Source organism: Streptomyces sp. NBC_01716, assembly GCF_036248275.1.
Classification (GTDB): Bacteria; Actinomycetota; Actinomycetes; order Streptomycetales; family Streptomycetaceae; genus Streptomyces.
On record NZ_CP109181.1, the window covers coordinates 2,838,684 to 2,864,903 of the forward strand.

Annotated in this window: 22 protein-coding genes, 2 tRNA genes and 1 pseudogene; 11 read left to right on the forward strand and 14 right to left on the reverse strand. The window is 70.2% G+C overall.

Features of this window, described 5'->3' with window-relative positions:
- Positions 1–86: 86 nt before the first annotated feature.
- The 3 genes from aroA (at position 87) to OIE74_RS12155 (ending at position 2,939) form a co-directional block, all read left to right on the forward strand.
- Positions 87–1,463: a 3-phosphoshikimate 1-carboxyvinyltransferase gene (gene aroA / locus OIE74_RS12145; protein ID WP_329381857.1), complete on the forward strand. Its 1,377-nt coding sequence runs from the start codon at positions 87–89 to the stop codon at positions 1,461–1,463.
- 4 nt (positions 1,464–1,467) lie between these two features.
- Entirely contained in the window at positions 1,468–2,478 is a 1,011-nt protein-coding gene (gene rsgA / locus OIE74_RS12150; RefSeq protein ID WP_329381860.1) for a ribosome small subunit-dependent GTPase A, read from the forward strand.
- Positions 2,479–2,612: 134 nt separating this feature from the next.
- On the forward strand, positions 2,613–2,939 hold the full coding sequence (locus OIE74_RS12155) for a DMT family transporter (protein WP_329381863.1): 327 nt from the start codon (positions 2,613–2,615) through the stop codon (positions 2,937–2,939).
- Between the two features lie 346 nt (positions 2,940–3,285).
- On the opposite strand, the pseudogene OIE74_RS12160 reads toward OIE74_RS12155, so the two are convergent.
- Positions 3,286–3,759 (reverse strand): annotated as a pseudogene (locus OIE74_RS12160) (TetR/AcrR family transcriptional regulator); the annotation flags it as partial.
- 133 nt (positions 3,760–3,892) lie between these two features.
- On the opposite strand from OIE74_RS12160, the gene hisN reads away from it, so the two are divergent.
- Positions 3,893–4,693 (forward strand): histidinol-phosphatase, encoded by an 801-nt coding sequence (gene hisN / locus OIE74_RS12165; RefSeq protein WP_329381866.1) that lies wholly within the window; start codon positions 3,893–3,895, stop codon positions 4,691–4,693.
- A gap of 272 nt (positions 4,694–4,965) precedes the next feature.
- Entirely contained in the window at positions 4,966–5,367 is a 402-nt protein-coding gene (locus tag OIE74_RS12170; protein ID WP_329381869.1) for a CBS domain-containing protein, read from the forward strand.
- Between the two features lie 81 nt (positions 5,368–5,448).
- On the opposite strand, the gene OIE74_RS12175 is transcribed toward OIE74_RS12170, so the two are convergent.
- Positions 5,449–6,900: a catalase gene (locus tag OIE74_RS12175; protein ID WP_329381873.1), complete on the reverse strand. Its 1,452-nt coding sequence runs from the start codon at positions 6,898–6,900 to the stop codon at positions 5,449–5,451.
- A gap of 144 nt (positions 6,901–7,044) precedes the next feature.
- Here OIE74_RS12175 and OIE74_RS12180 point away from each other — a divergent pair, with 144 nt between their 5' ends.
- Entirely contained in the window at positions 7,045–7,461 is a 417-nt protein-coding gene (locus OIE74_RS12180) for a Fur family transcriptional regulator (RefSeq protein WP_329381876.1), read from the forward strand.
- Positions 7,462–7,557: 96 nt separating this feature from the next.
- Here the strand turns inward: OIE74_RS12180 and OIE74_RS12185 are convergent.
- From OIE74_RS12185 to OIE74_RS12200, 4 genes are all read right to left on the reverse strand, one after another.
- Positions 7,558–7,631 (reverse strand) — tRNA-Met (locus OIE74_RS12185).
- Between the two features lie 109 nt (positions 7,632–7,740).
- Entirely contained in the window at positions 7,741–9,723 is a 1,983-nt protein-coding gene (locus OIE74_RS12190; RefSeq protein ID WP_329381882.1) for a tetratricopeptide repeat protein, read from the reverse strand.
- A 238-nt stretch (positions 9,724–9,961) separates the two neighbouring features.
- Positions 9,962–10,035, reverse strand: a tRNA-Met gene (locus OIE74_RS12195).
- Positions 10,036–10,077: 42 nt separating this feature from the next.
- A complete protein-coding gene (locus tag OIE74_RS12200; protein ID WP_329392265.1) occupies positions 10,078–12,990 on the reverse strand; it encodes a UPF0182 family membrane protein in 2,913 nt (970 codons plus the stop codon).
- Positions 12,991–13,148: 158 nt separating this feature from the next.
- Between OIE74_RS12200 and OIE74_RS12205 the strand changes: the two genes are divergently transcribed.
- Complete coding sequence (locus tag OIE74_RS12205; protein WP_329381885.1) at positions 13,149–13,745, forward strand: PPA1309 family protein; 597 nt, start codon at positions 13,149–13,151, stop codon at positions 13,743–13,745.
- A 132-nt stretch (positions 13,746–13,877) separates the two neighbouring features.
- On the opposite strand, the gene OIE74_RS12210 is transcribed toward OIE74_RS12205, so the two are convergent.
- The 4 genes from OIE74_RS12210 to OIE74_RS12225 form a co-directional block, all read right to left on the reverse strand.
- Positions 13,878–14,969 carry a YlbL family protein gene (locus OIE74_RS12210; RefSeq protein ID WP_329381888.1) on the reverse strand — a complete coding sequence of 364 codons (1,092 nt, stop codon included), beginning with the start codon at positions 14,967–14,969 and terminating at the stop codon, positions 13,878–13,880.
- 47 nt (positions 14,970–15,016) lie between these two features.
- On the reverse strand, positions 15,017–15,190 hold the full coding sequence (locus tag OIE74_RS12215) for a hypothetical protein (RefSeq protein ID WP_329381890.1): 174 nt from the start codon (positions 15,188–15,190) through the stop codon (positions 15,017–15,019).
- A gap of 191 nt (positions 15,191–15,381) precedes the next feature.
- Positions 15,382–15,843 (reverse strand): molybdenum cofactor biosynthesis protein MoaE, encoded by a 462-nt coding sequence (locus tag OIE74_RS12220; RefSeq protein ID WP_329381893.1) that lies wholly within the window; start codon positions 15,841–15,843, stop codon positions 15,382–15,384.
- Positions 15,844–15,970: 127 nt separating this feature from the next.
- Entirely contained in the window at positions 15,971–17,083 is a 1,113-nt protein-coding gene (locus OIE74_RS12225; RefSeq protein ID WP_329381895.1) for an SDR family oxidoreductase, read from the reverse strand.
- 190 nt (positions 17,084–17,273) lie between these two features.
- Here OIE74_RS12225 and OIE74_RS12230 point away from each other — a divergent pair, with 190 nt between their 5' ends.
- Together OIE74_RS12230 and OIE74_RS12235 are read left to right on the forward strand one after the other, a co-directional pair.
- Positions 17,274–18,764 (forward strand): zinc-dependent metalloprotease, encoded by a 1,491-nt coding sequence (locus OIE74_RS12230; protein ID WP_329381898.1) that lies wholly within the window; start codon positions 17,274–17,276, stop codon positions 18,762–18,764.
- Positions 18,761–19,300, forward strand: coding sequence for an NUDIX hydrolase (locus OIE74_RS12235; protein WP_329381901.1), 540 nt, complete (start codon positions 18,761–18,763; stop codon positions 19,298–19,300). Before OIE74_RS12230 ends, OIE74_RS12235 begins: the two co-directional genes overlap by 4 nt.
- A 99-nt stretch (positions 19,301–19,399) precedes the next feature.
- On the opposite strand, the gene OIE74_RS12240 is transcribed toward OIE74_RS12235, so the two are convergent.
- The 4 genes from OIE74_RS12240 to OIE74_RS12255 all read right to left on the reverse strand — a co-directional run bounded on the left by OIE74_RS12240 (position 19,400) and on the right by OIE74_RS12255 (position 23,248).
- Positions 19,400–20,164, reverse strand: a complete 765-nt coding sequence (locus tag OIE74_RS12240; protein ID WP_329381904.1) for an AIM24 family protein — start codon at positions 20,162–20,164, stop codon at positions 19,400–19,402.
- A 15-nt stretch (positions 20,165–20,179) separates the two neighbouring features.
- Entirely contained in the window at positions 20,180–20,860 is a 681-nt protein-coding gene (locus OIE74_RS12245) for an AIM24 family protein (protein WP_329381907.1), read from the reverse strand.
- A gap of 13 nt (positions 20,861–20,873) precedes the next feature.
- Positions 20,874–22,511 carry a TerD family protein gene (locus OIE74_RS12250; protein WP_329381911.1) on the reverse strand — a complete coding sequence of 546 codons (1,638 nt, stop codon included), beginning with the start codon at positions 22,509–22,511 and terminating at the stop codon, positions 20,874–20,876.
- Positions 22,512–22,624: 113 nt separating this feature from the next.
- Positions 22,625–23,248 (reverse strand): M48 metallopeptidase family protein, encoded by a 624-nt coding sequence (locus tag OIE74_RS12255; protein ID WP_329381914.1) that lies wholly within the window; start codon positions 23,246–23,248, stop codon positions 22,625–22,627.
- A 186-nt stretch (positions 23,249–23,434) separates the two neighbouring features.
- Here OIE74_RS12255 and OIE74_RS12260 point away from each other — a divergent pair, with 186 nt between their 5' ends.
- Together OIE74_RS12260 and OIE74_RS12265 are read left to right on the forward strand one after the other, a co-directional pair.
- Entirely contained in the window at positions 23,435–24,700 is a 1,266-nt protein-coding gene (locus OIE74_RS12260) for a TOMM precursor leader peptide-binding protein (RefSeq protein WP_329381917.1), read from the forward strand.
- Between the two features lie 41 nt (positions 24,701–24,741).
- Positions 24,742–26,127: an ABC1 kinase family protein gene (locus tag OIE74_RS12265; RefSeq protein WP_329381920.1), complete on the forward strand. Its 1,386-nt coding sequence runs from the start codon at positions 24,742–24,744 to the stop codon at positions 26,125–26,127.
- Positions 26,128–26,220 lie beyond the last annotated feature (93 nt).

Here is a 26,220-nt window from a genome sequence, read left to right on the forward strand (position 1 = left end):
GCTCCCATACCACCTTCGTATTACGCCCCGATTTCAACGTATTTGATCGGGATCGCGGCCGTTGTGCAGCCATTAAAGTAAAGACCATGACCGAAAGCGCCGTGCACCCTGCCCTCTGGCCCGCCCCTCACGCGAGCGGGGCCGTCGAAGCGACGGTCACCGTGCCCGGTTCGAAATCGGTCACGAACCGTGGCCTCGTCCTCGCCGCGCTCGCCGCCGAACCGGGCTGGCTGCGTCGGCCCCTGCGCTCCCGCGACACCCTCCTGATGGCGGACGCCCTGCGCGCGATGGGCGTCGGCATCGAGGAGACGGTCTCCTCCAGCTCGGTCGCCGCGGGGTCCATGACCCCCGTACGCGGCGCGGGCAGCCCCTCGTTCACCGGCGAGGCCTGGCGGATCTTCCCCAACGGTCTGCACGGCCCGGCCACGGTCGACGTCGGCAACGCCGGCACGGTCATGCGCTTCCTGCCGCCCGTCGCGACCCTCGCCGACGGACCCATCCACTTCGACGGCGACCCCCGCTCCTACGTACGCCCGCTCCACGGCGTCATCGACGCCCTGCGCGCCCTCGGCGCCCGCATCGAGGACGAGGGGCGTGGATCGCTCCCGCTGACCGTGCACGGCGGCGGCGCGCTCGACGGCGGCACCGTCGAGATCGACGCCTCCGCGTCGTCCCAGTTCGTCTCCGCGCTGCTGCTCTCCGCCCCGCGCTTCAACCAGGGCGTCGAGGTACGGCACGTGGGCGCCACCCTGCCGTCGCTGCCGCACATCCGCATGACCGTCGACATGCTGCGCGGCGTCGGCGCCCAGGTCGACGAGCCGGAGACGGGCGGCGAGCCGAACGTCTGGCGGGTCTCCCCCAGCGCTGTGCTCGGCCGGGACCTGACCGTGGAGCCGGACCTCTCCAACGCCCAGCCGTTCCTCGCCGCCGCCCTCGTGACCGGCGGCCGGGTGACCGTACGGGACTGGCCCACCCGCACCACACAGCCCGGTGACGCGCTGCGCCGGATCTTCACCGAAATGGGCGGTTCCTGTGAACTGACCGCGCAGGGGCTCCACTTCACCGGCTCCGGCCGGATCCACGGCATCGACATCGATCTGGGCGAGGTCGGCGAACTGACCCCCGGCATCGCCGCCGTCGCGGCGCTCGCCGACGGCCCGTCCACCCTGCGCGGCGTCGCCCATCTGCGGCTGCACGAGACGGACCGGCTGGCCGCCCTCACCAAGGAGATCAACGAGCTCGGCGGGGACGTCACCGAGACCGCCGACGGCCTCCACATCCGCCCGCGCCCCCTGCACAGCGGTGTCTTCCACACCTACGACGACCACCGCATGGCCACGGCCGGCTCGATCATCGGCCTCGTCGTCCCCGGTGTGGAGATCGAGAACGTCGCGACGACCTCCAAGACCCTGCCCGATTTCCCGCGGATGTGGACCGAGATGCTCGCGGGAGCGGGAGCCTGACGCGATGCGGCGCTACGGCAAGAACCCGGACGAGGACGACATCCGCTCCCGCCCCAACCCCAAGGGCAACCGACCGCGCACCAACATCCGTCCCAAGCACGAGGACGCGGCCGAGGGAATGGTGCTGACCGTCGACCGGGGCCGGCTGACCTGTCTGGTGGGCGACACCGTCGTCCTGGCGATGAAGGCGCGGGAGCTGGGCCGCAAGGCCGCCGTGGTCGGCGACCAGGTGTGGCTCGTCGGGGACCTCAGCGGCAAGAAGGACACGCTGGCGCGCATCGTACGGATCGAGAAGCGCCGCTCCGTACTGAGGCGCACGGCGGACGACGACGACCCGTACGAGCGCGTGATCGTCGCCAACGCCGACCAGCTCGCCGTGGTCACCGCCCTCGCCGACCCCGAGCCGCGGCCCCGTCTGATCGACCGCTGTCTGGTCGCCGCCTTCGACGCGGGCCTCGAACCGCTGCTGATCCTGACGAAGTCCGACCTGGCGCCGGCGGACGAACTCCTGGAGACCTACCGGCCGTTGGGTATCCGATACGTCGTCACGCGACGGGACGAACTGGAAACGGGCGAGGCCGCCGACCGCGTACGCGATTACCTCTCGGGCCGTACGACCGCGTTCGTCGGGCACTCCGGCGTCGGCAAGACGACCCTGGTCAACGCGCTCGTCCCGGACGAGCGCCGCCGGACGACCGGCCAGGTCAACGCCGTCACCGGGCGCGGCAGGCACACCACCACGTCCGCGCTGGCGCTGCCGCTGGAGAAGACGGACGGCTGGGTCATCGACACTCCCGGCATCCGTTCCTTCGGTCTGAACCACGTCGATCCCTCGCGCGTCATCCTGGCCTTCCCGGATCTCGTACCGGGGACGGAGAACTGTCCGCGCGCGTGCAGCCACGACGAGCCGGACTGCGCGCTCGACGCGTGGGTGGCCGAGGGGCACGCGGACCCGTCGAGGCTCGACTCACTGCGCCGGCTGCTCTCGACCCGGGAACGGCGCGAGGGCGACTGATCCCCCACCGGCCGCGCCATGTTTGCCCTCTGCAAGCCTTGATGAGTGCATAAACTCACCAAGTCTTGGCAAGGTCTAGGAAGGGTTTCCAAGGCGCGGGAACGACGCGGTCACCGATGCGGGAGGCACTAACGATGGCGTGGCTGCTGGTCGTGGTCGCAGGGCTGCTGGAGACGGGCTTCGCCGTCTGTCTCAAGCTCTCCCACGGATTCACCCGGCTCTGGCCGACGATCGCCTTCGCGGTTTTCGCACTCGCCAGCTTCGGTCTGCTGACCCTCTCCCTCAAGAAGCTCGACGTAGGACCGGCGTACGCGGTGTGGACGGGCATCGGCGCCGCCGGTACGGCGATCTACGGGATGGTCTTCCTCGACGACCTGGTCTCCACGCTGAAGCTTGTCTCGATCTCACTGGTCATCATCGGCGTCATCGGCCTCCAGCTCTCGGGCTCGTCCCAGCACTGACCCCCGCGACCGGGCCGGCGACGGCCGCGCGCACCAGCTGCCCGACGGGCTCGCCGTCGGGCGCGACGACATGTGCGAGGGCGAGCCGTACGGCCAGTTCGCAGCGGAAGGCCAGCTCCGCGGACTCGTCCTTCGTACGGAGGAGGGGCTCGGGGGCGCGGAGCGGGGCGGCGGTGGGCTGGTCGGGCCGCGCGCGCTCGGGTCTGCGGTGCTGGGGAGTACGCCCCCACTCGGCACGCGCCTGATCCGCCCGCGCCTGCTCGACGCGTGCCCGCTGCACCCGACCCGCCTGCACCCGCAGGGGCTCGGTACGCGGCGGCCCACCCGCCTCCGTACGGCTCCGGCGATCCGGCCGCCCCGGGTCCAGGGCGGCGACGGCCCGGTTCCGTACCGCCGCGACCAGGTCCGCGGGCGCGGGCGCCCCGGCATCCGCGCGGCGCTGCGCGGGCGCGCCGCCCGGAGGGGCCGCGGGGCGTACGGGACGGGGCGCCGGATGGCGGTCGGTCCAGCAGTCGGTGAGCAGGGCCCGCAGCAGAGGTCTGGAGCGCGCCTCGGCCACCGTCCACTCGGCGACCGAAACCAGCCGGTCCACCGGGTCGGCGGGCTCGGTCAGCAGTCGCTCGACGCCGTGCAGATAGAGGTCGGCCTCCCGCCGTACCAGGGCACGGGCCAGACCGTCCTTGCTGCCGAACTCGTTGTAGAGGGTCTGCCGCGAGACCCCGGCGGCCGACGCGACGTCGACCATCCTGACGGCGGACCAGGACTGGTCCGTGAGCGCCGAAAGAGCGGCATTGAGTAGGGCTTCACGCGCTGTAGGCATAGGTGCCTCCCGGGCCGTTCGGCTCCGCACTCAGAGTTGACGCAGCCTCGCGCGCTGTCAAGAGGACCCGGAGCCGGTCCGGCCGCCCATGGGCCGTAGCCCGATCTTGGGCGCTGTCGATACTGTGACGACCATGCCCGATTACCACGATGATCTGCGACTCGCCCATGTCCTCGCGGACGCCGCCGACGCCGCGACGATGGACCGGTTCAAGGCTCTCGACCTGAAGGTCGAGACCAAACCGGACATGACCCCGGTGAGTGAGGCCGACAAGTCGGCCGAGGAGCTGATCCGCGGCAATCTCCAGCGCGCCCGGCCGCGTGACGCCGTACTGGGCGAGGAGTACGGGATCGAGGGCACCGGGCCGCGCCGCTGGGTGATCGACCCGATCGACGGCACCAAGAACTACGTACGCGGCGTGCCCGTCTGGGCGACGCTGATCTCCCTGATGGTGGCGGGCGAGGGCGGCTACGAGCCGGTGGTCGGTGTGGTGTCGGCGCCCGCGCTGGCGCGCCGCTGGTGGGCCGCGAAGGGCGGCGGCGCGTACTCGGGCCGCAGCCTCTCGTCGGCGACCCGGCTGCGGGTCTCGAAGGTCTCGCGGGTGGGGGACGCCTCGTTCGCCCACTCCTCACTGAAGGGCTGGGAGGAGCAGGGCCGCCTCGACGGGTTCCTGGATCTGACCCGGGCCTGCTGGCGTACGCGCGGGTACGGCGACTTCTGGCCGTACATGATGGTCGCCGAGGGTTCCGTGGACATGTGCGCGGAGCCGGAGCTCTCGCTGTGGGACATGGCGGCGCCGGCGATCATCGTGCAGGAGGCGGGCGGGCGGTTCACGGGCCTGGACGGGCGTTCCGGACCGCACAGCGGGAACGCGGCGGCGTCGAACGGGGTGCTGCACGAGGAACTGCTCGGCTATCTGAACCAGCGCTACTGACGACGGCGCTGCTGACAGGTACCCCTCACCCGGGCGTCGCCGAGGGCGTCCGGGAAATTAATCCACGGGGCGATGGGCCATTCGGGGGACCTGGAGCCCCTGGGGCGCCCGGGGCGTACGGCTCTGATCGTCGCGCGCCGGGTAGACAGCTTCGCCCGCCCCCTTGTTGACGGACCGTGCCGGTGTCACTCTGAAAGTCCCCCCACTTGTGCGCTTGTGAATCCGTTCTCCAGCAGAGGGGCCGGTTCACCACCTAGGAGGTGGCTCCGTCCATGCTCGTCCGTGACGCCATGAGCACGGTGGTTCTTACCATCGGGCCCACCCATACACTCCGCCAGTCCGCGCAGCTGATGGCGGCACGCCGGGTCGGCGCCGCAGTGGTGCTGGACACCGAAACCAGCGGGCTCGGGATCATCACCGAGCGTGACATCCTGATCTCGATCGGCGCCGGGCAGAATCCCGAGGTCGAACTCGCCGGCACACACACGACCACGGAGGTCGTGTACGCCTCTCCGGTCTGGACCCTGGAGGAGGCGGCCGAGGCGATGACCCACGGCGGCTTCCGTCATCTGATCGTCTGCGACGACAGGGAACCGGTCGGCATCGTGTCCGTACGCGACATCATCCGCTGCTGGGCACCGGCCAGGCGCCGCCCTACGGCGCTGACGGGCTGAGCCGGAGAGGGATCCTGGAGCAACGGTGGAGGCCGGGTCCGTCCCGGAACCCGGCCTCCACCCCTTCATCGGCGAGGGCCGTCAGCCGCGCAGGGCCTGGACCGCGGTGTCGAGCCGCTTGCCGAAGTCTCCGTCCGCCTGACGGAAGTTGTTGATCGCGCGCTCGGCGATGTCGTCGCGCGACACCTTCGAGATGAACCCGGCGAGGTTGTCGATCAGCCGCGCCTTCTCGTCCTCCGACATCAGCCGGTAGAGGTTCCCGGCCTGCGCGAAGTCGTTGTCCTCGGCGTGGCTGGGGGCCTCGGTGTTGCCGGTGGCACCGGTGACCTGGGTGGGCTGCCAGAGCGGCCGGTCCGTCTGGAAGGGGCCGCCGAAGCTGTTCGGCTCGTAGTTCTTGGCGCCCTTGTGCCGGCCGTCGTACAGGAAGCCGTCACGGCTGTTCGTACGCGCCTCGGTGGCGTGCGGACGGTTCACCGGCAGGTGGTCGGCGTTGATGCCGACGCGGTAGCGGTGGGCGTCGCCGTACGCGAAGAGACGGCCCTGGAGCATCTTGTCGGGCGAGGGCCCGATACCGGGCACGAAGTGCGCCGGGCTGAAGATCGACTGCTCGACCTCCGCGAAGATGTTCTCCGGGTTGCGGTTGAGCTCCAGCTTGCCGATCTCGACCGGCGGGTAGTCCTCGTGCGGCCAGACCTTGGTCAGGTCGAAGGGGTTGAAGCGGTAGTTGGCCGCCTCCGCCGCCGGCATGACCTGGATCTGCACGGTCCAGGACGGGAACTCACCGCGCTCGATGGACTCGCGCAGATCGCGCTGATGGCTGTCCGGGTCCGTGCCGGCCAGCACGTTCGCCTCGTCGGCGGTGAGGTTCTTGATGCCCTGGTCGGTCTTGAAGTGGTACTTGACCCAGAAGACCTCGCCGGCCTCGTTGTTCCACTGGTACGTGTGCGAGCCGTACCCGTTCATGTGGCGCAGCGTGGCGGGGATGCCGCGGTCGCCGAACAGCCAGGTCACCTGGTGCGTCGACTCGGGGCTCAGACCCCAGAAGTCCCATACGTTGTCAGCCTCCTGGCTGCCCGTGTACGGGTCGCGCTTCTGGGTGTGGATGAAGTCGGGGAACTTGATGGCGTCCTTGATGAAGAACACCGGGGTGTTGTTGCCGACGAGGTCGTAATTGCCCTCCTCGGTATAGAACTTGAGGGCGAAGCCGCGCGGGTCGCGTACGGCGTCGGCCGAGCCGAGGTTGCCGGCGACGGTGGAGAAGCGCAGGAACGTCTCGGTCTGCTTGCCGACCTCGGAGAGGAACTTCGCGCGCGTCCACCGCGAGACGTCGCGGGTGAGCGTGAACGTGCCGTACGCGCCGGCGCCGCGCGCGTGGACGATCCGCTCCGGGATGCGCTCGCGGTTGAAGTGGGCGAGCTTCTCCAGAAGAGCCTGGTCCTGGACCAGAACGGGACCGCCGGAGCCCGCCGTCTCGCTGTTCTGGTTGTCGGCCACCGGCGCGCCGGCCTCCGTGGTGAGCGGTCCCTGCGTCACGTGCGCCTCCTGCGTCGTACGAGCCGAACCTGTCGCTCGGCGATTGCCAGTAGCGATCCTACGATGGACATTGTCTAAGTCAAGTAGGAGTCCAACTTCACACTCGTTCAGGATCTGGGCGCCGTCACTGTTAAGCTGATCCTCATGAGTGACCTGTTGGAACGACTTCGCGAACGCGGCTGGCGGATGACCGCCCAGCGACGCGTGGTGGCCGAAGTCCTCGACGGGGACCACGTGCACCTCACGGCGGACGAGGTGCACGCACGCGCCGTCGCCAGGCTCCCCGAGATCTCCAGGGCCACCGTGTACAACACGCTGGGCGAGATGGTGACGCTCGGCGAGGTCCTGGAGGTATCAACGGACCGCCGCGCGAAAAGATACGACCCGAACGCCCACCGGCCGCATCACCACCTGGTCTGCGCGCACTGCGGCACGATCCGCGACGTGCACCCGGCGGGCGATCTGCTGGCCGACCTGCCGGCGACCGAGCGCTTCGGTTTCGCGATCTCGGACGTGGAAGTGACATACCGGGGCACCTGCCCCAACTGCGCCCAAGCCTGAGCCCTCCGGCGAGCGGCCCCGCCCCCGGGTCCCGGTGAACAGCGAACATGACGAAGGCCCGGATCCTGATCGGATCCGGGCCTTCGTTCTACTGAGTAGCGGGGACAGGATTTGAACCTGCGACCTCTGGGTTATGAGCCCAGCGAGCTACCGAGCTGCTCCACCCCGCGTCGGTGAACTCGACATTACGTCACCCCGTCGACCAGCGCAAATCCCTGTTTCGGCGCCGGACCGCCGGTGGGCCGGCCGAGCCGTGGTCGCCCCTGCCGCGACCACCGTTCACGCCGTCAGCTCCTGGTGCAGCGCCTCGCGCAGCCGCGCCGCCCGCTCGGTGACCTCGGACGGTCCCAGCTCCACCGCGCGGGCGCACCAGTGCTGTCCCTCGGCCAGCTCCCCACGCCGGGCCGCGAGCAGCGCGAGCCGCAGCGCCGCGCGTCCGTGCCCGGCCTGCGCGGCGCGCGACCACCAGAGCGCCGCCTCCCGCTCACTGCCCTCGCGGGCCAGCAGCAGCCCCAGGTTGAAGGCGCCGTTACGGCTGCCCGCCTCGGCCGCCTCCCGGTACCAGCGCGCCGCGTCCGTCATGTCGCCGCGGCCCGCGGCGAGCATCCCGACCCGCACCTGGGCGCGCCGGTGACCGTGCTCGGCCGCGCGCTCGTACCACTGCTCGCACTCGGTCTTCTCCGGCTGCGCCTCGCCGAGCGCCGGCGCGCGCGGCGGCGGCTGCCGTGCGTCCAGCAGAGTCGCCAGCCGGAAGGCCGCCTCCGTGCTGCCGCCACCCGCTGCGCACCGCAGATGCCGCTCCGCCGCCTGCTCGTCACCGTCCCTGAGGGACGCGATGCCCACCTGGAGGGCCGCTTCCGTGTGCCCGGCAGCCGCGGCCCGCTCGTACCAGACGAGGGCCGCACGGTCGTCGTCACGGCCCGCGTACAGGATGCCCAGGTTGAACGCGGCGTCGACGCTGCCCGCCTCGGCGGCCTTGGAGAACCACGGCTCGGCGCCCGTCGGGTCCCCGGCCTGGAGGAGCAGTACGGCGAGGGCGTTGGCCGCCTCGCGGTGGCCCGCGTACGCGGCGCGCCGGTACCACTGCTCGGCCTGTGCCGTACGGTCCTGGGCGGTGCAGAGCAGCCCGAGGTTGTAGGCGCCGTTGACGTCGCCGGCATCCATCGCGGCCCGGTACCAGCGCTCGGCGGTCTGCTGCTCGCCGCGCGCGGCGTGGAGCGCGCCGAGCGCGTTGGCGGCGTTGCCGTCGCCCTCCTGCGCCGCGCGCAGCCACCAGACGGCGGCGCTCTCCTCGTCACCGGCGTCGCGCAGCAGGAAGCCGAGGGCGCAGGCGGCCCGCGCCTCGCCGTCCTGGGCTGCCGTCAGATACCAGCGCCCGGCCTCCTTCAGCTCGCCGCGGCCCTCCAGGATCGCCCCGAGGTGCAGCGCGGCACGGCGGTGCCCGCGCGTGGCCGCCTGCCGGTACCACTGGGCGGCCTCGGTAAGGAGGGACTGCCCGGCGTCGGTGTCCTGGGCGCCGGGGCTCGTGCCGGGACCGGTGCCGACGGCGGCTTTGCGCACACCGGAGTCCGCGCGGTCGCCCGTACGGTCCCGCTCGCCCCTGCCGGCGATGACCGCGCGGACGCTGTTGCCGGTACGGGCGGCCTGACGCGCCTGCCGCTCCAGCGCACGCGCGAGGCGGTACGAGGCTTCCCGGTGCCCTTGCTCGGCCGCGGCCCGCAGCCACCGCTCCGAACCGACGTCGCTGCGGTGCTCCAGCAGGTCGGCGAGCGCGTAGGCGCCCAGCGCGTGCCCCTGCTCGGCGGACTGACGCAGCCAGTACTCGGCGGCGGGCTCGTCACCCTGCTCGCGGTAGTGCCTGCCGAGCGCGTGCGCAGCGGCGGCCGAACCGGCGACGGCGGCGACCCGCCACCAGCCCGACGCCTCTTCGGTGTAACCGCGCTGGTGGAGGAGGACACCCAGGTTGTTGGCGGCGGCACGGTCGCCCTCGGCGGTCGCGGCGCGCAGGTAGTTCTCGGCCGTGTCGAGGTCACCGCGGCGCAGCAGCAGCGCGCCGAGCACGCTCATCGACGCGACGTCGCCGCCTTCGGCGGCACGTCGGTGGCGCGCCTCCGTCTCGGCGTCGGCGCTCTCCGTGGGGCCGCCGGCCGGTGTGACACCGGCCGCGCCCGCGGAATTATCGGTCTCGGCGGAACTTTCTACCTGTCGCTGTACAAACCGCCCTGTCTCCAACAGAGTTGCCCTGTCCCCCATAAAATCCATCGTTGCACCACCTGTTACCCGCGTACACCTGGTATATCGCGGCCACCAAGGTCACTTCAGCGTTTTGTCGACATGCCCACAGAGAGACAACTCAAACACCTCTGCGGCCAACTCCCCGTCACCGCCACGCACTTCACCGGACAGGCTGTCACGGACCGGCCACTAACAGATACGACGGCACCACAACACAGAGCGAAGGCCCGGATCCTGATCGGATCCGGGCCTTCGTCCTACTGAGTAGCGGGGACAGGATTTGAACCTGCGACCTCTGGGTTATGAGCCCAGCGAGCTACCGAGCTGCTCCACCCCGCGTCGTTGTGTCCCAACCGTACCACGACGCGGGGTAGTTACTGATCAGCCGCTGTCGCCGCTCCCGCCCGCCGGCGGCTTGGCCGGAGTGTCCGTGGACGTCTCCGCCTCCGCCGCGCGCGCCAGGGCGTCCTGGAGGGCCTCCTGGGCCTTCCCGTACGCCACCCAGTCCTGCTTCGCCAGGGCGGCCTCACCGTCGGTGTACGCCTTCTGGGCGTCGGCGATGGCCTTCTTGAGCGCGGCGTCGCCGGTGGCCGGCGGTGGCGTCGTGTCGCCCGGTGGCTGCGTCTCCGGTGGCGGCTCGGCCCCGTCGACACCGAACACCGCGTTCAGCGCCTCGGACAGACTGTCCTTGAAGACCGGCTTGCCTCCGTAGGAGACGGCGATCTTCTTCAGCAGCGGATAGTTGGCGCTGCCACCCCGGGCGTACACCGGCTCGATATAGAGGAACCCTCCGCCGAGCGGCACCGTCAGCAGGTTGCCGTACTCGATGTCCGAGTCGGTGCCTCTCAGGTTCCGTACGAACTCGGCGACTTCGGGCACGCCGTTCAACTCACTCTGCACCTGTTGTGGCCCTTGGACCGTGGAGGTCACTCTCAGGACTCTGATGGTGCCGTAGTCCTTGCTGGTGGCATCGGCGTCCACCGCCATGAACGCCCCCAGGTTCGGGCGTCCGTTGGGTGTGAACGTCGTCGTCAGCGAGAACTTCTGTGACGGCTGCCCCGGCATCTTCAGACTCAGGTAGTACGGCGGGACCGCACTGCTGTCCTTGTTCGTCGGGTCGTCCGGCACCTGCCACGCGTCGGAGCCGCTGTAGAACTGGGCCGCGTCGGTGACGTGGTAGCGGGTGAGCAGCTCACGCTGGACCTTGAACATGTCCTGCGGGTAGCGCAGGTGGGCCAGCAGGTCCGCGTCGATGTCCGTCTTCGGCTTCACCGTGTTCGGGAAGGCCTTCATCCAGGTCTTGAGGACCGGGTCCTCGGTGTCCCACTGGTACAGGTTGACCGAGCCGTCGTACGCGTCGACGGTGGCCTTCACCGAGTTGCGGATGTAGTTGACCTGGTTCTGCTGCGCGACGACCGCACGCTGGTTGTTGGTCAGCGAGTCGGCCGTGGTGTCGCCCAGCGTCGTACGGGAGGCGTACGGATAGCCGTTCGTCGTGGTGTAGGCGTCGACGATCCACTTGATCTTGCCGTCGACCACGGCCGGGTAGGCGTCGCCGTCGATGGTCAGCCAGGGCGCGACCGCCTCGACGCGCTCCTTCGGCGTGCGGTTGTAGAGGATCCGCGAACCCTCACCGATGGCGCCCGAGTAGAGCATCTGCGGCTCGCTGAACGCCACGGCGTACGCCGCGCGGTTCACCGGGTTGGAGAGATCGACCCCGCTCTTGCCCTTGTAGCTGGTGGTCTTCTCACCGTTCTTCTCGTAGTCGAGCTCCTTCTGCGGGCCGCCCACGATCGAGTACTGCTGAGTCTTCTCGCCGTAGTAGATCCGCTGCTCGTACGTGCCGAGCTGGCCGGTGGTCGGCAGGCCGGACTCCGTGAAGTCGGGTGCGCCGACCGTGCCGTCGTTCTCGTCGGTGACCGTCCCGGTGCCCTTGGACGCGATCGCTCCGTACCCATGGGTGTAGGTGAAGTGGTCGTTGATCCAGTTGCGCTTGGGGATACCGGTGATGTTCAGCTCGCGCAGACCGATGACCGTGTCCTGCGGCTTCTTGTCCGGACCGAGGTAGCGGTCGACGTCCAGCGTGTCCGGGAACTGGTAGTACTTGCGTTCCTGCTGGAGCTGCTGGAAGGCGGGCGAAACGACGTTGGGGTCGACCAGCCGGTAACTGGCGGCCGAATCGGCCGCCTCGCGCTGCTGCGACTTCTTGTCGGGGTCACCCTTGCCGGAATAGTCCGTCACATCCGCTTTGTCGATGCCGTACGCGGCGCGTGTGGCATCGATGTTCTTCTCGATGTACGGAGCTTCCTTGGCCTGCTCGTTCGGCTGGACCTGGAACTTCTGCACGATCGCCGGGTAGAGGCCGCCGATGAGGATGGCGGACAGGACCATCAGGCCGAAGCCGATCACCGGCAGCTGCCAGGTGCGGCGCCAGAGCGTCGCGAAGAACAGCACGGCGCAGATGGCGGCGATGCAGAACAGGATCGTCTTCGCCGGCAGATAGGCGTTGGCGTCGACGTACCGCAGACCCGTCCAGTTGCCGGTCGCCTTGAAGTCACTCGCCTTGACCGCGAGCCCGTACCGGTCGAGCCAGTACGCCACGGCCTTGAGCGAGACGAACACACCGAGCAGCACCGACAGATGGCCGGTGGCCGCACCCGTCGCGCGCGCGCCGGGGCTGGTGACGCGCAGCCCTCCGTACAGATAGTGGGTCAGCGCGGCGGCGATCAACGCCAGTACGACGGCGGCGAAACCGAAGCCGAGCATGAAGCGGTACCACGGGAGGTCGAACGCGTAGAACTTCACGTCCATGTTGAACTGCGGGTCCTTCTGCCCGAAGGGCACCCCGTTGACCCACATCAGCCACGTACGCCACTGTCCGGAGGCGGACGCTCCGGCGATCAGCCCGACGAGGGCGGTGATCCCGAGCAGCACCCACTTCTTGTACGGGGCGATGCCCATCCGGTACCGGTCGAGGCTCTGTTGCTCCAGCGACATCGCGCTCAGCGGCGGGCGCAACCGGTGCGCCAGCCAGATGTTGACGCCGACGGCTGCCGACATGAGCAGACCGAAGACCGCGAACAGGCCGATCTTGGTCCAGAGGGTGGTGGTGAAAACGGACGAGTATTTCACCGAGCGATACCAGAGCCAGTCGGTCCAGAACCCCGCGAACATGACGAACACCATGGCCAGAACGGCCAGAATGCCCAGTGTCATGAGCAGGGTCCGGGCACGTCTGGACGGCCGGCCCACTCTGATCCGTGGCCCGGTCGGGCCTCCGCCGCGGTCCGGCATCTGGAAAGCCAACGTGCGCACCTCGAAGTTCGCGGTCGTGTGAAGCAGCTGAATCTCGTCTGTAAGCGGGCCCAAGCGATCGTAGGGCCCACTCATGCAACTTACTGAGGCTTTACCTAGTTCCCGCAGGGGGGTCGGAAGGAGGCAGGATGTTGGCCATGTCCAACCTTTCCTCCAACTCTTCCTCCGCGTCCTCGTCCGACGAGCCGCCTTCGGCGTCGGGCCCGGTCGCCTCGACCCCCATCACCCGTGCGGTGCTGGAGATCGACGAATACGCCTCCGGCCTGGGCTGGGACCAGCCGGCGAGGCTCTTCGCGCTCGTCGACACGGCCCGGCTGCGGGCCGACGAACCGGAGCTGGCCACTCAGCTCGGTCTCGACGAGGGCTCGACACCCGCCCCGCTCACGCCCGTCGAGCAGGACGAGATCCCTGCGGGCACGCCCCTCGACGAGTTCCTCGCCACGATCGCCTGGCCCGGCGCGGTGGCGGGCTGCGCGATCACGGTGGAGCGTCTGATGCTGCCGCCGTCCGCCGAGGCGTCGGTGCCCGAAGGGCTCGACGAGTCAGCGCTCGTGGATTGGGTCGCCGCCCACCCGGACCGCCAGGAGGTACGGATGACGGTCGCCGTACTGCGTGACGGGACACGCGACTCGGCGCTGCGGCTGCGCGAGAAGGACTCACCGACCCAGGTGCTGACGGGCGCGGGCCTGGTCCCGGGCCTCGCCGAGGCCCTGGCCGCGACCTTCGAGGCGTAACACCCGGCCGACTCCGATCGCCGGACGGGGCCGCGCCCGCGGCCCCGTCCGGGGAATGCTTTTTTCCCGACCCGCCCCGGATCTTTCGACGGGCTTCGACCGGCAAGATCCGAAAGATCCGCCGGACAGGACCTAGCTCGTCGAGCAGCTCGGCAGAGTGTCCGTGGCCCCGCTCTTGATCTTCTCCAGGGACGCCGTCGCGTCCTTGATGTTCTTCACGCGTACCAGCGTGAGGCCCTGAGGGATGTCGGAGGCCGCCGCCGAACAGTTCTCGTCCGGCGTGAGGAAGTACCGCGCCCCCGCGTCCCGCGCGCCGACGAGCTTCATCCCGATCCCGCCGATCGGGCCGACCTTGCCGTTGTCGTCGATCGTGCCGGTGCCCGCGACGAACTTGCCGCCCGTGAGATCGCCGGGCGTGATCTTGTCCACGATCCCGAGCGCGAACATCAGACCCGCGCTCGGCCCGCCCACGTCCGCCAGCTTGATGTCGATCTCGAACGGGAACGTGTGGTCCGTCCCCGCCTGGATGCCGACGATGGCGCGGTCGTCGGCATCGTCCGACTTGACCGTCCTGATCGTCACCTTCTCGGCGCCCTCGGGCTCCTTGCCGGCCTTCTCCGCCACCTGCGCGACCTTGGCCGGGATGATGGTGAACTCGACGTCCTCGCCCGGCTGGTGCTTGGTGACGAGCTCGGCGACGTCCGGCGGCGCCTCGACGGTCTTGCCGTCCACCGCCTTGATGACGTCACCGGCGTGCAGTGTGCCGTCGGAGGGACTGTCCTTGACGACCGCGGAGACGACGACCCGCGATGTGACGGGGATGTTCTCCTCCTTCAGGGCGGCGACCTTCGCGCTCTCCTGGGACTGGCTGAACTCCTCGGCGTTCTCCTGCGTGGACTGCTCTTCCGTCTTGCCGTCCGGATAGAGCGTGTTGTGCGGCACCACGATGTTGTCGTGCGACAGCCAGCCGTAGACCGCCTCGACCACATTCATCTTGTAATCCGCGCCGGTGACCCTGACGGTCGTCATATTGAGATGGCCCGACGTGGGATAGGTCTTGCGGCCGGAAATGTGGAGCACCGGCTCACCATTCGCGTCGCCGAGTGTGTTCACGGTGGGCCCCGGACTCATCTCGGCGTACGGAACGCGGATGAACACTCCCGCACAGAGCAGCGCGATGAGGACGAGAGTGGAAGCGAGCATCGTCGCGGTGCGGCGTGGCATGGAACGACAGTACGGGAAGGGTCTGTCAGTGCACCCTCGGGGCCGGTCTAGGTGACGTCCGTCGTGGCCGGATGGGACTTCGCCATCGCGTCTCGGAAGCGTGCGTAGCCGGCGAGTTCGGCCACGTCTCCGGTGGATCGGTTTCTTGAAACCCAGCTTCCCCATATCGCCGCGCCGACGGCGGCGAAGAGCGGAATCAACAACCAGGCGAGCGCGGCCATCCCGACCTCCTTACCGATGTGATGATTGCGAACCGAGTGATCAGCAGATTAGCCATCTGCTGCTTCAACGCTGCTGGCAGGGGTGCGGTTACGCAAATCGGACCACATGGGAACAGAGGGCGACACGGCGGCGCGGAAGCGATCCGGAAACGGTCCGGAAACGGCGTGAAGACCGTGCGGGAAAGGCGTCGTCAGCAGGCCCCGACCCATTCCTCCGTGCCGTCGGAGAACGTCTGGTGCTTCCAGATCGGCACCTCGTGCTTGAGGTCGTCGATCAGCTTGCGGCAGGCCTCGAACGCCTCCGCGCGGTGCGGGCAGGAGACGGCGACGACGACCGCCAGATCTCCGACCACGAGGTCACCCACACGGTGGACGGCCGCCAGTGCGCGGACGGGGTGGTCGGCGACGACCTTCTCGGCCACCCGGCGCAGCTCGGCCTCGGCTGACGGGTGACAGGAGTATCCGAGTGCGTCGACATCGGCTCCCCCGTCGTGGTTCCGGACGGTGCCCACGAACAGGGCGGTGCCTCCCGCCGCGTCGTCGCCGACGGCCTGGAAGATCTCGTCGACGGACAGCGGGCTCTCGCGGATCGCCAGCAGCCGGATGGGGTCCTGTGCCGCCTGCTCACCCGGGTGCGCCTCGTTGCTTGCCATGCGGCCCATCGTGCCGTACGGCACGGGCATCACGTAATGGCGCGTTCGAACCGCCACCGTCCGGCGCGCTCGGAGCCTCCTTCTGAGGAGGACGCCGACGGGACTGCCGGAGGGGGCGCCGATCGGCTCAGAGGCGCCGGCGCGCCTTGCGGGCGCGGCGTACCACCGCTGCCGCGCCGAGCAGGGCGACCGTCGCACCGGCCGCGCCGGCGGCCGTGGCGTCCTTGCGGCCGAGGCGCCGGCCCGCGACGGTGTGGCGGCCCTCGACCTCTTCGAGAAGCGCGCCGAGGACTTCCTCGTTGGTCCAGCGGGGACGCCAGCCGGCGTCGTGGAGACGGCCGACGCTGACCACCCAGGGATGCATCGTGTAGGCGAGATCGCCGGCAGGGGACGGCGTGAGGCCGATCCGGTGCAGCCGGGCCGCGGCCCCGAGGGCGACGGCGGACGGCAGCTCCATACGGCGGATGCCGCTCAGCTCCTCGATCTCCTCCTGTTCGAGCCAGCCGTCGCAGCCGACCGCGAACTCGCCGTCGACCTTCTCCAGCGCGGCGTACTCCAGGGCGCTGACCAGGTCGTCCACATGGCAGAACTGCCAGGTGGGCCGGGAGCCGGCGACGACCAGCAGCCGGGGCGACTCGAAGTAGCGGGTCAGGGCGGTGTCGGTGCCGCCGACGAGGACGGCGGGGCGCACGACCGTGACGTTCAGACCGGGGTGCGCGCGGGGCGCGCGGCGGCCGAGCCGTTCGATCTCCAGCAGGTCGCCGACGCCCGTGGCCTCCGCCGTCGCGCGCAGCTCCGCGTCCTCCGACAGCGGGATGTCGTTGTCGGGCAGGGCGCCGTAGACCATGGCCGAGGTGCACAGGACGACCCGGTGCACCCCGGCGGCCGCCGCGGCGGTGAGCACGGTCTGGGTGCCGCGGACGTTGTAGGCCGTACGGGCCGCCGCGTCCCGCTCCAGGTCCAGATCGAGCGCCAGGTGCACCACGACGTCCGCGCCGCGCAGTTTCTCGGCGATGGCCGGGTCCCGTACGTCGAGGACGTGCCACTGCGCCTCGGTCACCTCGCCGCGGCGCTCGTCGATCGCCACGACCTGCTTGATCTCCTCCGACGCCGCGAGGCGCCGGACGAGCAGGTCACCGACCCCGGAAGCGGCTCCGGTGACCGCGACGACGGGGCCGCGTGGCGGGGTCGGGGTTGAGCGGTTTCGCGCTGCGCGAACCTGCGGATCTGGGGAACTCACCGGGCGTCTCCAGCGGTTGTCTTCAGTACGGACGTGTACAACACGTACGTACCAGGTGGCGTCCATCCTGCCGCAGGCCAAGCATTGGCGGAGCACCGAGCCCGGATGCGGCCTCGGATGTCTACGCTTGGTGGTGTCGGGCAGTCGCTGTCGGCGGAAAAGCCGGCGGCCCAACGAGCCGAGGAAACCCGTGAGTGACACCCCATTCGGATTCGGCCTTCCGCCGGAGGAGCCAGAGGACGGCGACGGCAAGAAGAACGACCCCGCCGGAGGTGGTCAGGGTGGTGGCGGCCAAGGCGGCGGGGGCAACCCCTTCTCGGGGTTCGGCCTGCCGGGCGGCTCGGGCGGCCAGGGCGGGGAGAACCCGTTCGCGGCGATGTTCGGGTCGATGAACCCCAACGATCTGGGCGCCGCGTTCCAGCAGCTCGGGCAGATGCTCAGCTACGAGGGCGGTCCCGTGAACTGGGACATGGCCAAGCAGATCGCCCGCCAGACGGTCTCGCAGGGCACGCCCGACGGTACGAAGGACGCCAGCGTGGGCCCGGCCGAGCGGAGCGCCGTCGAGGAGGCCGTGCGCCTGGCGGACATCTGGCTGGACGCGGTGACGTCGCTGCCGTCCGGCGCGGGATCGACCGTGGCGTGGAGCCGCGCGGAGTGGGTCGAGGCGACTCTCCCGGCGTGGCAGCAGCTCGTCGACCCGGTGGCCGAGCGCGTGGGCGCCGCCATGGGTGATGTGCTGCCCGAGGAGATGCAGGCCATGGCCGGGCCGCTGATCGGCATGATGCGCTCCATGGGAGGCGCCATGTTCGGCCAGCAGATCGGGCAGGCCGTGGGCGTCCTGGCGGGCGAGGTGGTCGGCTCCACCGACATCGGGCTGCCGCTGGGCCCGGCGGGCAAGGCCGCGCTGCTCCCGCTGAACATCGAGGCCTTCGGTAAGGACCTCGGCATCCCGCAGGACGAGGTGCGGCTGTATCTGGCCCTGCGCGAGGCGGCTCACCAGCGGCTCTTCGCCCATGTGCCGTGGCTGCGGGGGCATCTGTTCGGCGCCGTCGAAGGGTATGCGCGCGGTATCAAGGTCGACGCCTCCAAGCTGGAGGACGCGGTCAGCCAGCTCGACCCGTCGAACCCCGAGCAGCTTCAGGAAGCACTTCAGCAGGGCATGTTCCAGCCCGAGGACACGGTCGAGCAGAAGGCCGCCCTGGCGCGTCTGGAGACGGCGCTCGCGCTGGTCGAGGGCTGGGTGGACGCGGTCGTGCACGAGGCGGCCAGGACCAGGCTGACGTCGGCGGACGCGCTGCGCGAGACGCTGCGCAGGCGCCGCGCGTCGGGCGGGCCGGCCGAGCAGACCTTCGCCACCCTCATCGGCCTTCAGCTGCGCCCCAGGCGCCTCCGGGACGCCTCCCGGCTCTGGGCCTCGCTCACGGACGCGCGGGGCGTGGACGGGCGCGACGGGCTCTGGCAGCACCCGGACATGCTGCCGACCGCCTCTGACCTGGACGACCCGGACGGCTTCGTGCACCACGAGCACGCGGACTTCTCCGAGCTGGACAAGCTGCTCGGCGAGGCGGCGGGCGGCAAGCCGAAGCTGGAGAAGGACCCGGAGACGCGCGGGAAGGACAGTGACCGGCCCGACGACGAGGGCAAGGACGGCGACGAGGGCAAGGGCGACAGCGGCAAGTGAGTCTGCACGACGACGCCGTCCGCGTACTGGAGACGTACGACGGCCAGGAAGAGCTGCGCCGGATCTATCTGGACCATCTGGCGGCCTGTCCGGACGGGATGTGGAAATCCTGTGACGCCGGGCATGTCACGGCGAGCGCGCTGGTGATCGACCCGGCGGGGGGCCGTGTCCTGCTGACCCTCCACAAGAAGCTCGGTCTGTGGCTCCAGATGGGCGGCCACTGCGAGCCCGGGGATGTCTCGCTCGCGGCTGCGGCGCTGCGCGAGGCCACGGAGGAGTCCGGGATCGGGGGGCTGACGCTGCTGCCCGGCGGACCCGTACAGCTCGACCGGCACGCGATCCCGGCACCCTGCCACTGGCATCTGGATGTGCAGTACGCGGCTCTGGCGCCGGTGGGCGCGGTCGAGGAGATCAGCGAGGAGTCGCTGGATCTGCGCTGGTTCGCGTACGACGAGGTGGCGACGGTCGCCGACGGATCGGTCGTACGGCTGCTGGAGCGCACGCGCGACGCGCTCTCCGAGCAGGTTCACGGCTGACGCCAGGGACGAGCAGGGGCGGCCTCCATGGAGACCGCCCCTGAGCGGCCGAACCGGACCGGCCGGACTCAGTCGGCCGAACCGGTCGGACTGGACGCCCTAGCCCTGGTTGTTCCAGACGTTGTTCTGGTTCTGTCCATGGGCGCCCTGCTGGCCCGCGCCGAACTGCGCACGCAAGCCCTGCCCGATCTCCGCGTTCTGCGGCGGCATGACCTCGCTGGGCTGCACGAGCGCGAAGCCCTGGCCGAGGAAGCTGAGCTCCCAGCCCTCGCCCGTGTTGCCGCGCCGGCGCCGTACGCCCGAGGAGTGCGTCTGCGCCTGCATCTGCACCCGCAGCCCGGAGGACCACGCCACGATCGCGTCGGCGTCGGCGTTCACGTACTTGTCGGGCGTCACGAGCATCATCAGCGGCTGCCCGGACGTCATCAGGGCGACCTTGCCTCGGCCCGAGATGTTGAGCTGGTACTTGCCGGAGCCTGAGATGCCGTACTGGCTGTCCACCGCGATGACCTCGGTGTGCAGTGTGGAGTCGAGCGCCAGGACATAGGCGCTGTCGACGGTCATGCCCTCCTGGTCGACATCCACGACATGCACGTACTGCGCGAGGTTCGCGAAGTAGACCGTCCCCTGACCCGAGCAGCGCATCAGGTCCAGGCCCTCGCCGGTGTTCCGCCTGGCACGGCGCTGGCCCTGGGACTGGTACTCACCGTCGAAGTCGATGAGCCCCTGGTAGGCGACCATCGCGCCCTTGCGGGCGAGGACATCGTCGTGGCCGGTGAGCGCGACCCGCAGAAGCTGCGGGTTCTGTACGACATAGCGGTCCTGGGACTGCGTTTCCGCGAGTCCGAAAAGCGGGCTCTGCATGATGTTTCCTCCCCCTCAGCCCCGGACCCGCAGGCGGTCGGTGCTGTCCTCGCTCGGTTGTACGACGACGAGGCCCTGGCCCGAGAAGGCCATCTGGTAGGCCTCCCCGCTGCCCCGTCCGATCAGGGACGACGCCTTGAAGCTCCGCTTGCCCTTCACCTTGAGCCCGGGTGACCAGGCCACGAGGGCGTCGGGGTCGACGTACGTCTCGTCGTCGCCACGGCCGCAGTCGACGACGATCGGCGTACCGCGCGAGGTCAGCGCGACCCAGCCGGTCCCGCCGACCGTGACGTTCCACAGACCCTGTCCGGCGAACTTCGCCAGCCCTTTGACCTTCTCGACGCCCCACTGGAGGTGCGCGTCGAAGGCCAGCAGGTTAGTGCCGTTGACCGAGATCGAGTCGTTGTTGAGGTTGATGACGACGACGTCGGCGCCGTAGTCGGCCAGATAGAGCAGGCCGTCACCGGCGCACTTCATGATCGGTGTGCCTTCGCCGGTCACCCACTGGCCGGCGATCTGACGGACGGCGGGCGGGTTGGGCTCGTACTGCACGAACCCTTCGTACGCGACCATCGAGCCGGTGCGCGCGTAGAGGTCCTGCCCGCTGGTCATGGCGACCTTGAGCATGGCGCGGCCGTGGTTCTCCATCCGCGCCGAGACGGGGGCCGGGGCGAAGCCCGCGAGTTGCTGGTTCATGTGCCGGACTCCCTCAGACCTCGTACGGCTGGACGACGATGAAGTTGCCGGGGGCTCCCCGGAACTGCAGATTCACGGTCTCTCCGCTGTGTCCCGGATACGCGTTGCGGCGCAGCCTGACCTGGCTGGAGAGGATCACCTGTGACGCGGCCGACCAGGCGACGACGGCGTTGCAGTCGGCGAAGGTCGTGGGCGTGACCGGCAGGACGACCGGGACACCGTGGGTCTTCACGACGATGGTGCCGGTGCCCTGGAACTGCATCGTGAACAGGGCTCCGCCGGGGATGCCGTGGCCCTCGATACGCCGGACCTCGTACTGAAGGGACTCGTCGAAGGCGAGCACGTTCTCCGCGGAGACGCAGATGGCGTCGCCCTGGAGCTCGATCGGGTGCAGATGCGAGGCTTCCTCGGCGAGAAAGACCTGGCCGCGGCCGGAGCAGCGCATGAGCTGCATCTCCTGGCCGGTCGCGTTGCCGACGATACGGCCCGCGAAGCCGGCGCCCTTGTAGCCGAAGTCGACCTTGCCCTGGTACATGACCATGCTGCCCTGGCGGGCCAGGACGGGGGCGCCGCCCATGGCGAGGTCGACCCGCATCAGCTGCTGGTTCTGCGGGGTCCAGCGCTGGCCGGTGGCGGCCTCCTTGTACGGCTGGAGCGCCGCCGCGAGACCCGCGCCGGCCTGCTGGCCCGCTTGCGGCATGCCCGGGGGCGGTGCGCCCTGGGGCTGGCCTCCGTAGGGAGGCGGTGTCGGCTGCCCATACTGCGCGGGCGCGCCGGGCGGCTGGCCCTGACCGGGGAACTGACCCGGAGGCTGGCCGGGGATCTGGCCGAACTGCGGCTGCTGCGGGGCCTGCGGCGGACCGGGCGGCTGCGCGTACGGCGACGGTGCGGGCGCGGGCGCCGGAGGCATCGGGGCGGCGACGGTCGGCGCGCCGTGCATCGGGTGGGGCGCGGGTGCCGGGGCCTGCGGGGGCGCGCCGAACGACGGCGGGGGCTGCGGGGCCTGCGGCGCGGGCGGGGCCGGCGGGGCTCCGAAGGCCGGAGGGGGCGCGGCGCCGCCGGGCGGCGGGGCGAACGACGGTGCGGCTCCCTGGGCGGGCGGCGGGGCCGCGGCCGGCTCCTCCTCGGCGACTTCGCCGCCGAAGTTCTTGAGCAGCGCGTCGAGACCACCGTCGAAGCCCTGGCCGACGGCGGCGAACCGCCAGACGTCCTTGAGGTAGAAGTCGCCGAGCATCACCGCGCGTTCGGTGCTGAACTCGGAGCCGGTGAAGGCGTATCGGACGACTTCTTCGCCGCCGGCGACTATCCGGATGTATCCGGGGCCCACCTGGGACATCTGCCCGGCGCCGTCGATGGTGGCGGTGAAGGACAGTCGCTGGATGTTCGCCGGAATACGGTCGAGCGTGACCCGGAACGATTCGGTGTCGCCGGACTGCGCGCCCAGCAACTGGATTGATTCCTCGGGGGACTTCGGCTGATTGAAGAAGATGAAATACCGGTCGTCCGAGAGCTGTTCATTGGCGTCGAGGCCGAAACAGCTGATGTCGAACGTCAAGCCGGGCGCCGCGATCTGCACACCTACGTACAGATCCGTCCCCTGCGTGAGGTCACTGATCTTGGCCTTGTGGCCGCGTTGGAATTCCCTCGCCATGCGTAACGACCGTCCCCCATCCCGAGCTGAACACGTCGCGTCAGGCTAACCGTTGCGTCCGGCATTGAACCAAGCCGGTACAGATTCGGTACACGATCAGCGAGGGGACGCCGTCACTCTCCGGGGGCGGCGGGCAGCTGCGGCAACCGCTCGGCGGCGACGACACCTTCGAGGTAGCCACGGGCCCGCTCGGTGCGCGGATACGCCTCCAGCAACTCCCAGAAGCGCGGGCCGTGCCCCGGCACGAGCAGATGGGCCAGCTCGTGCACGAGCACGTAGTCGACGACGTACTCGGGCATGCCCTGCAGCCGGTGCGAGAGACGGATACTGCCCTCGGCGGGGGTGCAGGAGCCCCAGCGGGTGTTCTGGTTGGTGACCCAGCGGACGGACGCGGGGCGGGCCCTGCCGTCGAAATACTGCTCGGACAGCCGCTTGGCGCGGTCGGTCAGATCGTTGTCGCCGAGGACGCGCTTGCTCTCCTGAGCCGCGAGTTTGTCGAGCATCACGTCCACCCAGCGCCGCTCCTCGGCCTCCGACATCCGGGCCGGGATGAGCACAATGGTGCGGTCGCCCTCACGGTACGCCGAGACCGTCCTGCTGCGCCGGGCGCTGCGGCGGACCTCGACGGCGCTCGTCGCCGGTCCGCGCTGCGGGCGGCCGGTCACGCTGCGCTCTTCGCTTCCGGCGCTGTGCGGTGGGGATTCCCCCGCAACGCGAGGAGAAGGGTCGGCGGACACGCTTCGACGTTACCCGCTGTCAGTGGGGAACGTCCCGTCGCGGAGGCTTTTCGATCTTGGTCCACTCCATACACCCATCATTTGAACGTCTAATTCCCCACGCCTGTGGATAACTCTTCGCACCTCTCACCAGTTCCTTGCATTCTGGAATCCGATCGCGGGACAGGCATCACGGGGGAGACGAATATGCATCCAATGGTGAAGCCCGCTCTGCGCCGGGCCTGGCGGGAGCGGCAGACGGTTCAGTTCGGAATCACACCCGCGCACGCGGTGGTGGTGGGACCTGTCGATACGGCCACGGGCAGCTTTCTCGACCTGCTGGACGGCACGCGGGGGCTGCCGCTGCTGCGGGACGAGGCGCGGAGTCTGGGGCTGCCGGACGGCAAGGCGGAAGCGCTCGTGGACCGGCTCTCGGCGGCCGGGCTGCTGGACGACAGCACGGCGGGCGGGCGCCCCGCCGAAGCGTTACGGAATCGAAAGGTGGAGCTCGACCGGCTGCGGGCGGATCTGGCGTCACTGTCGATCACGCACCGCACGCCGGGTGCGGCGATGGAGCGGCTGGCGGCGCGGCGCACCATGCGTGTCCAGGTGCGCGGGGCCGGCCGGGTCGGTGCGGCCGTCGCCTCGGCGCTGTCGGCCTCCGGGGTGGGCCGGGTGGATGTGCTTGACAGCGGGAGGACCCAGGCATGGGACGTGGCTCCGGGCGGGCTTCCGGCGGAATCGGTCGGTGAGCGCAGGGATGTGGCGGCCCGGCTGCTGGTGCGGCGCTCGGCCCCGGGCAGATCCGTCAGAGCGGCGGCGTCCGGCGCGCGGCCGGCGGCCGACGGGCCGGGGTCCGATATGGACGGGGCGGAGGCGGGAGAGCTCGACGACATGCCGGGCGGCTGGGCGGCCGAGCGGCCCGAGCGCGCCGACGAGCGGGCGGCCACGGTGAGCGGTGGCGCGGCGGGGCTGTCGCTGGTGATCGTCGCCCCACGGGACGGGCTCGCGGCCTATGTCCCGGATCCGGCGTCCGCCGAGCGCTGGATCGCCACCGGGACTCCTCATCTCTACGCGGGAGTTGTCGAGGCCACGGGGGTGGTGGGCCCGCTGGTGCTGCCGGGCGGCACAGCCTGCGCGGGCTGTCTGACCGAGGAGCGGACCGCCCGGGAGCCGGGGTGGCCGCTCATGCTGGCGCAGTGGCGGTCAGGACGGCGGGCGTCGGTCACACCGGCCTGCGACCTGGGGCTCGCCACCACCGTGGCCGGTCTCACCACGGCTCACGCGCTGTCCTTCCTGGATGGTGAGCTGCCGGCGAGCACGGGGGCACGCTGGGAGATCACGCTGCCGCTGCTCGACTGGCGTTCGGAGCGGATCGCGCCGCATCCCGCCTGCCCCTGCGGGGCCGCCGGAGAACAGGAGGGAGAGGGCATGGCTGTGCCCGGGGCGCCGCACGACACAATGGTGCGGTAACCGCCGTACGCGGCTCGGCTGTCAGGGATTTGGAGGGGCGTATGTCTGATCTTCCCCGTAAGGCCGTCACCCGAACTGCCAAGCTGGCCGCGCTGCCACTGGGCTTCGCCGGCCGTGCCACCTGGGGTCTGGGCAAGCGGATCGGCGGCAAGTCCGCGGAGATGGTGGGCCGGGAGCTCCAGCAGCGCACGGCGGACCAGCTCTTCAAGGTGCTCGGCGAGCTCAAGGGCGGGGCCATGAAGTTCGGGCAGGCTCTGTCCGTCTTCGAGTCCGCGCTGCCCGAGGAGGTGGCGGGCCCCTATCGGGCGGCGCTCACCAAGCTCCAGGAGGCTGCCCCTCCGATGCCGACCAGCACGGTGCACAAGGTGCTGGCGGAGCGGCTCGGTGAGGAGTGGCGTGAGCTGTTCCTGGAGTTCGAGGAGAAGCCGTCGGCCGCCGCCTCGATCGGCCAGGTGCACCGGGCGGTGTGGCACGACGGGCGGAATGTGGCGGTCAAGGTGCAGTACCCGGGGGCCGGGGAGGCGCTGCTCTCGGACCTGTCGCAGCTGAGCCGGTTCGCCCGGCTGCTGGGGCCGCTGATCCCGGGCATGGACGTCAAGCCCCTGATCAACGAGTTGCGGGACCGGGTGTCGGAGGAGCTGGACTACGAGCTGGAGGCTGCGGCGCAGCGGGAGCACGCGGCGGAGTTCGCGGACGATCCCGACGTGGTCGTGCCCGACGTGGTGCACCAGTGCGACCAGGTGCTGGTCACGGAGTGGATCGACGGCATCCCGATGGCCGACGTGATCGCGGAGGGCACCGAGGAACAGCGCGACCGCGCGGGCCAGTTGCTGGCGCGCTTCCTCTTCTCGGGCCCCGCCCGTACGGGACTGCTGCACGCGGACCCGCATCCGGGCAACTTCCGGCTGCTGCCGCCGGCCGGGGACGAGGGCGAATCGCGCCTCGGTGTACTGGACTTCGGCACGGTCGACCGGCTGCCGGGCGGGCTGCCCGAGACGATAGGCGAGTCGCTGCGGCTAACGCTGGAGGGGGACGCCGAGACGGTGTACGAACTCCTGCGCACGGAGGGGTTCGTCAAGGAGTCGATCGATCTCGACCCGGACGCGGTGCTGGAGTATCTGCTGCCGATCATCGAACCGGCCGAGGCGGAGGAGTTCACCTTCACCCGGAGCTGGATGCGCACCCAGGCGGCGCGGATCGCCGATCCGCGTTCTCCGGCGCACCAGTTGGGGAAGCAGTTGAATCTGCCGCCGTCCTATCTGCTGATACATCGCGTCACGCTGAGCACCATCGGGGTGCTGTGCCAGCTGAACGCGACGGTCCGGCTCCGCGAGGAGCTGGAGGAGTGGCTGCCGGGCTTCCTGCCGGAGGAGTTCGCCTATGAGGAGGAGCCCGAGGCGGGAGCGGGCGCGGGCGCGGGCGCGTAGGACGTGTTCGGAGACAAGAAAGCGGGGGCCGGTCCGTGAGGACCGGCCCCCGCGTCAGAGGCACTCAGGGTCTGCGACGTTCTCGCGCCCGGC